The sequence below is a fragment of the Okeania sp. SIO2B9 genome (genome assembly GCF_010672505.1).
GTDB lineage: Bacteria > Cyanobacteriota > Cyanobacteriia > Cyanobacteriales > Microcoleaceae > Okeania > Okeania hirsuta.
Genome location: NZ_JAAHGK010000285.1, coordinates 1 through 6,736 on the forward strand (window position 1 = coordinate 1; position 6,736 = coordinate 6,736).

At 37.6% G+C, this 6,736-nt stretch carries 7 protein-coding genes; 1 reads left to right on the forward strand and 6 read right to left on the reverse strand.

Translation table 11 applies throughout. The annotated features are described in order from the left end of the window. The first annotated feature begins 415 nt into the window (after positions 1-415). Positions 416-1,378, forward strand: coding sequence for a hydroxymethylbilane synthase (gene hemC, locus F6K13_RS12225; RefSeq protein WP_124146316.1), 963 nt, complete (start codon positions 416-418; stop codon positions 1,376-1,378). A 316-nt stretch (positions 1,379-1,694) separates the two neighbouring features. Here hemC and F6K13_RS12230 read toward each other — a convergent pair whose 3' ends face one another. The 6 genes from F6K13_RS12230 to F6K13_RS12255 all read right to left on the reverse strand — a co-directional run bounded on the left by F6K13_RS12230 (position 1,695) and on the right by F6K13_RS12255 (position 6,497). Beyond that, positions 1,695-1,862, reverse strand: coding sequence for a hypothetical protein (locus F6K13_RS12230; RefSeq protein WP_161564953.1), 168 nt, complete (start codon positions 1,860-1,862; stop codon positions 1,695-1,697). Further along, entirely contained in the window at positions 1,859-3,265 is a 1,407-nt protein-coding gene (gene mgtE / locus F6K13_RS12235) for a magnesium transporter (protein WP_124146315.1), read from the reverse strand. The genes F6K13_RS12230 and mgtE overlap by 4 nt, the downstream gene beginning before the upstream one ends. A 454-nt stretch (positions 3,266-3,719) precedes the next feature. Further along, complete coding sequence (locus tag F6K13_RS12240) at positions 3,720-4,046, reverse strand: hypothetical protein (RefSeq protein ID WP_124146314.1); 327 nt, start codon at positions 4,044-4,046, stop codon at positions 3,720-3,722. 69 nt (positions 4,047-4,115) lie between these two features. Continuing rightward, positions 4,116-4,613, reverse strand: a complete 498-nt coding sequence (locus F6K13_RS12245; protein ID WP_124146313.1) for a hypothetical protein — start codon at positions 4,611-4,613, stop codon at positions 4,116-4,118. A gap of 1,026 nt (positions 4,614-5,639) precedes the next feature. Beyond that, positions 5,640-6,110 (reverse strand): ribonuclease HI, encoded by a 471-nt coding sequence (rnhA, locus tag F6K13_RS12250; protein WP_192901167.1) that lies wholly within the window; start codon positions 6,108-6,110, stop codon positions 5,640-5,642. A gap of 159 nt (positions 6,111-6,269) precedes the next feature. Beyond that, positions 6,270-6,497: a hypothetical protein gene (locus tag F6K13_RS12255; protein WP_124146312.1), complete on the reverse strand. Its 228-nt coding sequence runs from the start codon at positions 6,495-6,497 to the stop codon at positions 6,270-6,272. Between the last annotated feature and the right edge of the window lie 239 nt (positions 6,498-6,736).

The following is a 6,736-nucleotide window of genomic DNA, read 5'->3' on the forward strand; positions in this document are numbered from 1 at the left end:
TCGTATGGGAATGGCTTCAATACCACTTTTTAGGTTGGAAATCATCTTTTTTGTCAAAGGGATGTCTCCTGAAAATTATTTTTATCCCTCTTACTATTCGTAACATTCTTTTTTCAAAATGGTATAAAACCTTCTCCTGGTATGGCATAAACCCAGTTCAACGTTAGCGAAGCTTTGGATAATTAGTTGTAGTTGCCAGCAATAAGGAACTTTTTCAGCCAGGATTAATTGCAACTAGATTTATACTTGAGCCAGAATTAACTGCAACTGAGCCAGCAATAAATTTTTTGAGCCAGAATTAACTGCTTTAACTTTTAACTTTTGACTTCTGACTTGCGCGTAGCGCTATATTAGGCCCCTTTTTACGGTATTATAGAAAGAATGACCACAATTATTTACTCGAAATTATTAAGATATGACAGTATCTGCCCCTACTCGTACCGTTCGGATCGGTTCCCGCAAAAGTCAACTCGCTTTAGTTCAAACTTATTGGGTACAAGAAGAACTCCAGAAAAATTTCCCAGATATCACATTTGAAGTCCACACCATGTCTACTCAGGGGGACAAAATTCTGGATGTGGCCTTAGCAAAAATTGGGGACAAAGGACTTTTTACCAAGGAACTAGAGTTGGGAATGCTGCAAAACGAAACTGACTTAGCAGTTCATTCTCTCAAAGACTTACCTACAAATCTTCCAGAAGGTCTAGTTTTAGGTTGTGTTACCGAACGGGAAAACCCAGCAGATGCTCTAGTCGTCCATGAAAAGTTTAAAGATAAACAACTTGAAGCTTTGCCAGAAGGTGCTGTTATTGGTACATCTTCCTTGAGACGTTTGGCACAACTCCGCCACCATTACCCCTATTTTGAATTTAAGGATGTTCGTGGTAATCTCAATACTAGATTAGCAAAATTAGATGCTGGAGAGTATGATGCCCTAGTTTTAGCTTTTGCTGGTTTGCATAGATTGGGTATGGGCGATCGCATTCATCAGGTTATACCGCCAGAAGTTTCTCTTCATGCAGTTGGGCAAGGTGCTTTAGGAATAGAATGTCGTGACGGAGATAATGATATTCTTGATATATTGAAGAGTCTGGAACATACTTCCACGGCTCAAAGATGTTATGCCGAACGTGCTTTTTTGAGAGAGTTGGAAGGTGGGTGTCAAGTTCCGATTGGTGTCAATACTAAAATAGAAGAGGAACAACTGACTTTAACTGGCATTGTTGCTAGTTTAGATGGTCAGAAATTAGTTAAGGATATTGTTACTGGTGCTGCCTCTGATGCAGAACAAATAGGTATTGAATTAGCTCAAAAATTGAGAAAACAAGGTGCCCAAGAAATCTTAGATAAAATTTTGGCAGAAATTGACCGTAGTTAGTTTTGATATACTCCCGACGTTGCGCTTACGCGACAACGCGGGATTCTTCAGTCTTAAATGTTTTGTTGATGACGTGATCGTGTAGCCCAACAAAAGTTATCTGGCCACAGTATAACATAGTTTTACGGCACTGGTCAAATTTACTAACTAAATACAGACATATCATAGTTATTAAAAACTATATATAGCGTACTTGCGTAAGTTCTGATATATGAACCGTGGCAGCATAATATATTTAAAATTTGTCATGGCGGGTTTTATATCATGTCCATTGGTATTGTTTGTGTAAACCCAAGAGTGAATATCTACAGGAAATTTAGGTTTTTTTCTTGCTCAATAGTCTTCCTCCCTCTTTTCTCTTCCCTCTTCCTTCTTCCTTAGCTTCGCTATACAATACTGATGCTACCGGACATGATATTAAATATAAATAGCTAGGTATAACAATTTTTGCCCAACCTTGAAACCCGCCCCGACACTTTTTCATATTTGTAGAATTACTCGTGCCAAGTTGAAATAAATCAAAACACCGAGAACATCTACAGCAGTAGTAATAAACGGTGCTGACATTAAGGCGGGGTCTAACCCAAATGAACGAAACAGGAATGGCAAAGACGAACCAGCAACAGAAGCCAAAATTGAGATTGCCAGCAAACTTACACCCACTGTCACTGACACTTCTAAATTACCATTGACAATAAACAGGAAAGCCCAAACTGTTGCTAACAAACCGAGAACACTCCCAAGTATTGCGCCAGCAGCAGCTTCACGCAGAATCACTTTAAATGGCCCTATTTTCCAAATTTCATCGGTATTCATACCTCTAATCACAACAGTGGAAGATTGCGCTCCCACATTCCCTCCAGTACCAGTCAACAATGGAATAAATGCTGCTAAGGCAACTACTTTTTTCAGAATATCTTCTTGCGCTGTAATAATTCCACCCGTCACACTATTTGTCAGCAGTAACACAAATAACCAGACCACTCTTCTGCGAGCAGCAGTAAATAGATTTACCTGGAAATAGTTATCACCTTCAGACTGTACGCCACCTAGAGCATAAATATCTTCGGTAGTTTCCTGTTCCAAAATATCGAGAACATCATCAATGGTAATGATACCCACGAGTCGTTGTTCGCTATCTACTACTGGTATTGCCAAAAAGTCGTAACGCTGAATAATACGAGCAACTTCTTCTTGGTCAGTACCAGTTTGCACGCAGACAAAATCACGGCTCATAATTTCGCTGATGGTTTGGTTGAGTTGAGAAGTGACTAAATCTCGCAATGACAGAATACCTGTGAGATGACGGTTAGTGTCAGTCACATATAGAGAATAAACTGTTTCAGTAACGTGAGCTAATGAGCGAATACGTTCTAAACTTTGAGAAACTGTATATTCTTCTTTTAGGGAGATGTATTCCGGAGTCATTATCCGTCCTGCTGTTCCAGAGTTGTAACCCAGAAGCTGCGCTGTAGCTTGGCGTTCAGCAGGGCTAAGTTGACCTAATAAACGCCTGACAACGGTTGCGGGCAATTCTTCAAATAGTTTAGCACGGTCATCAGGTGACATTTTATCAACGATATCTATAACTTCTTGGCGTTTGAACTTTTCGCACAGAGACTGTTGTACGCTGGAGTCTAGTTGTTCATAAACTTCGATCGCTTCACGTTTAGAAAGCAAGCGAAATGCGATGACTTGCATTGTTTCTGGTAAACCTTCGATCGCTTCGGCAATATCAGCTGGTTGTACAGGAACTAACATCGCTTTAGCTCCAGATAAGTTATCTTGTTCTAACAGAGCTTGAAGTTGTGATCGAACTAACTCCCGTAATTCTTGACGAGAAATAGTAGCTATGGAAGGGGATGAATAGTTATTATCTTCAGTCAAAGCTAACCCTCCTAATATATAGATTGCTGAATCTAGTTTAGAGGCTAAATGAACTTTTTGCTCGTTACCAGGTAATCATATTATGTCCGGTAGCATCGGTATTGTATAGCAAAGGTAAGGAAGAAGCAAGAAGCAAGAGGCAAGATGGCTTAATTTCTTCTTCCTGTTTTTTTATAGAACCCATTTGGTATCTATGCACGCGGTATGTGATTTTAGCTACTGGAGTTAGGAAGACCGAGTCAGAAGTTAGGAGATTCAGTTAGAGAAGAGGGGAAAAAGGTAGAAAAATTGGTAGTCCTGGTCGCGTAATGGTATACAAGAACAAGGAATGCCTGGCATGGGGGCAAGATGCTCCCACTGTTCTGGTAACAAAAATAATGACAATGCACGACCCATGAAAATGCACAACTACCGAAAAATTCTCCCATCTCCCCTACTCCCCTACTCCCTATCTTTAACTATAACTATATAAATAGATAGCGATCAAATGGGTTCTATAACCCACTACATTTATCAGCAATGGAGATGTTGCTCCTGCTAATTTGGTTAAAATATCTGTAATTTGACTAATGGAAAGTTTAACGCGAATATATTCATTGACTGTTTTTTCCCACTCTGAATCATTGGCGGGTAAAATCATGCTGTATGAAATACAGGTAAGTGGTCGATTTGGTTCTATTGAATATTGAGTTTCCTTTAATCCTTTCCGGAAAGCTTCTCCTACTAATAAAATACCATCACTAGCAAAAGCATCAATAGTACCTGCAACAGCATCTTTCACAGCAGTTTCTCTTCCCGACGCTCCTTGATAAACCTTTTGGTCTGCTAGTTGGTATCGACTATCAATGAATTATTTTGTCAGAGAATCATTGAGAACTCCAATTAAAATTCCTTCCATAAATCCATCAGGATTAACTGTTAGTCTTCTGTCTGGCTTCATCATTAAATATTTACCAGTGGTGAAGAAACGTTTGGAATAAATGACTCCTGTTGGTGGATTTTTTCTAATAGTATTAGGACCACATTCTAGATGAACTCGCTTATTAGCTACGCTGCGGTGACGACCTTTTTCTGATTCTTCATCAAGAAGAATTTCTAATTTTTCTATACTAATATTTCTGTTTAATTTTTCTTCTAAAATTTTTTTAAACCCATTCATTAATTCTATGCAAATTCCTTCCCATTTACTACCATAAACATAACCAAAAGGAGCCGCATCTTTTCTCATTCCGACTTTCAGTACACCAGTTTGTTTAATTTCTTGTAATACTTCTTGCGACTGAGCAACCCCAGGATTAATTAAAGAAAATATAATACTAAATATGATAATAATTAGTTTGTTATTCATATTTTACCTCACATTAAAATCATTAATATCTTTATCGATCTAAATATTGTACAGTTTGATCACAGATTATGAGAAATTCAATAATTATACAAGGAAAGTAATAAATGTCAAGTTATTTATAAATAATCACGAATGTGGAAGAATAAACAAGTAATATCAAGGTTAATCGCTATTAATCAACAATTAATATTATTATCAATAGATCGAAAAAATCACAATGGATAAATAACAGTTATTTATCAGCTATAAAATTAATAATTATAATTGAAAACTTTAACAATCGCTCATCTATATACGTCAGAAATTAGCAGTTGGTAGTCCATGGCTTAGTTTCTCAATAAAAAACTAGATAATAAGAGTTTTTATCATCAGCTTTCAGACATTTTTTGAATAGTTATTGTTTGAAAAAAATCAGTACCAATACTCAGATAATAGGCTAGTTTATGTTCCTCGTAAAGGTTAATATTATGTAAATAGATAATCAGAAAAATAATATCTCTCACCTCAGAGATATTTTCTTACTCAAGACTTCAAATAATTTCCGATTGATGAGATTTGATCTTGCCGAATAATATCAAATCCGGTTGAATACTTATTATATAGTTGGCAGAGATAAAGAGTGTGGGGAGGTGGGGAGGTTGAAGTATGGATAGAACTATAAATATATACTGTATAACCGGATTCTATATAATGAAGGTTTAAAGTCGGTTTTTTAAAGAAGAAAAAAATACTAAATACTTGGTGATCGCCTGACAACAGAGGAGTCTGGTGCTGGTGTTGTCTTTCAGTTAAATCTTGGTATTCAGGGAGTACCAGAATTTATGTCTAATATCAAATCCGCTCGGGTTTGGTCTAAAAAAATGTTTCATAACAGCGCCATTGCCAAATCTTTTTTTATCTTCACATCTCTCCACACTATGAATCTAATTACACCAATGCTTCCGGATTTGATATAAGGTGCAGAAGGTGCAGGTTGAAAGATGAGTTTGGGGCGAGCACTCCCCACACTCTTACATCAGTCATATTTTAATAACCGGAGTCTTGCGGTAAATTCGGTTGTTGTGATGCTTGCACTGCTAACTTATCACATCGCTCATTTTCTATATTGCCAGAATGACCGCGCACCCAAAAAAATTCCACTTGATGTTGGTTACATAAATCTAATAATTTTTCCCATAGATCGGGATTCATTGCTTTATCTTTTTTATTCCGTTTCCAATCATTAGCTCGCCAGCGTTTTGCCCAACCTTTAGTAATGGCATCAACTATATATTTAGAGTCAGTATAAAGAGTAACATCACAGGCAGATTCTAGGGTTTGAAGTCCTAGTATTGCTGCCATTAATTCCATGCGGTTATTAGTAGTTAACTTATAACCACCAGATAGTTCTTGGCGCTGTTTATCAGTAATAATAACTATACCATACCCACCAGGACCAGGATTGCCACTACAAGCACCATCAGTATAGATAGTAACTTCTGGGATTTTTTCTGTCATTTTGATTCCTTTTTACCAAGTAATTTCTTATAGATAATCATAGAGTGGAATGGTAGTCATGCACAGTAATAAGTAATATAAGTGTGACTAAAATACAAGTACAGGAAATGTCTCTTTGACAAAGCGGTCGTTAGCGCAGCTTCCCGTAGGGTGGGATGGCTAGGAAACCTGCGCCATCTCCAATCGACCAAGAGAGCGGTGCGACCCCGCGACGACACCAGTAGTACCTGGTAGCGCACCAAGAGAAAAAGATAATTTATGACCTAAAAATTGGTATTGAAGCAATTCATTCTGACTCGGTCCTCCTGACTTCCCCTCCTGGGTCCCCTCCTGGGAGGGGTTAGGGGTGGGTTGACTCCTAAAAAATACCCTAGCTATTTGTAGCAAACATTTATCAATTTGCTATAATAGGTTTAAATTTTACTGGAAAAATTTGAGTAATTTCCCACCAACTTTTTTTAATTTTGTGAAAAAGTTGCCAAGGTTATTGAATATTGAAAATGATTGGGTTGAATGGAAAGGAAAATATAAAAAAATCTGGTGAAATTGATTTGGCTAAATCTTTAGGTGAAAATTTTCAGTTTGATTCTTGGTTCTTACCACGGCTCGGCACCGGTGGGCTGCCG

What these genes read in the sequence shown, in the direction of transcription:
- hemC (WP_124146316.1), top strand. Translation starts at nt 416, where the DNA reads ATGACAGTATCTGCCCCTACTCGTACCGTTCGGATCGGTTCCCGCAAA.
- F6K13_RS12230 (WP_161564953.1), bottom strand. Translation starts at nt 1,862, where the DNA reads ATGAAAAAGTGTCGGGGCGGGTTTCAAGGTTGGGCAAAAATTGTTATA.
- rnhA (WP_192901167.1), bottom strand. Translation starts at nt 6,110, where the DNA reads ATGACAGAAAAAATCCCAGAAGTTACTATCTATACTGATGGTGCTTGT.
- F6K13_RS12245 (WP_124146313.1), bottom strand. Translation starts at nt 4,613, where the DNA reads ATGAATAACAAACTAATTATTATCATATTTAGTATTATATTTTCTTTA.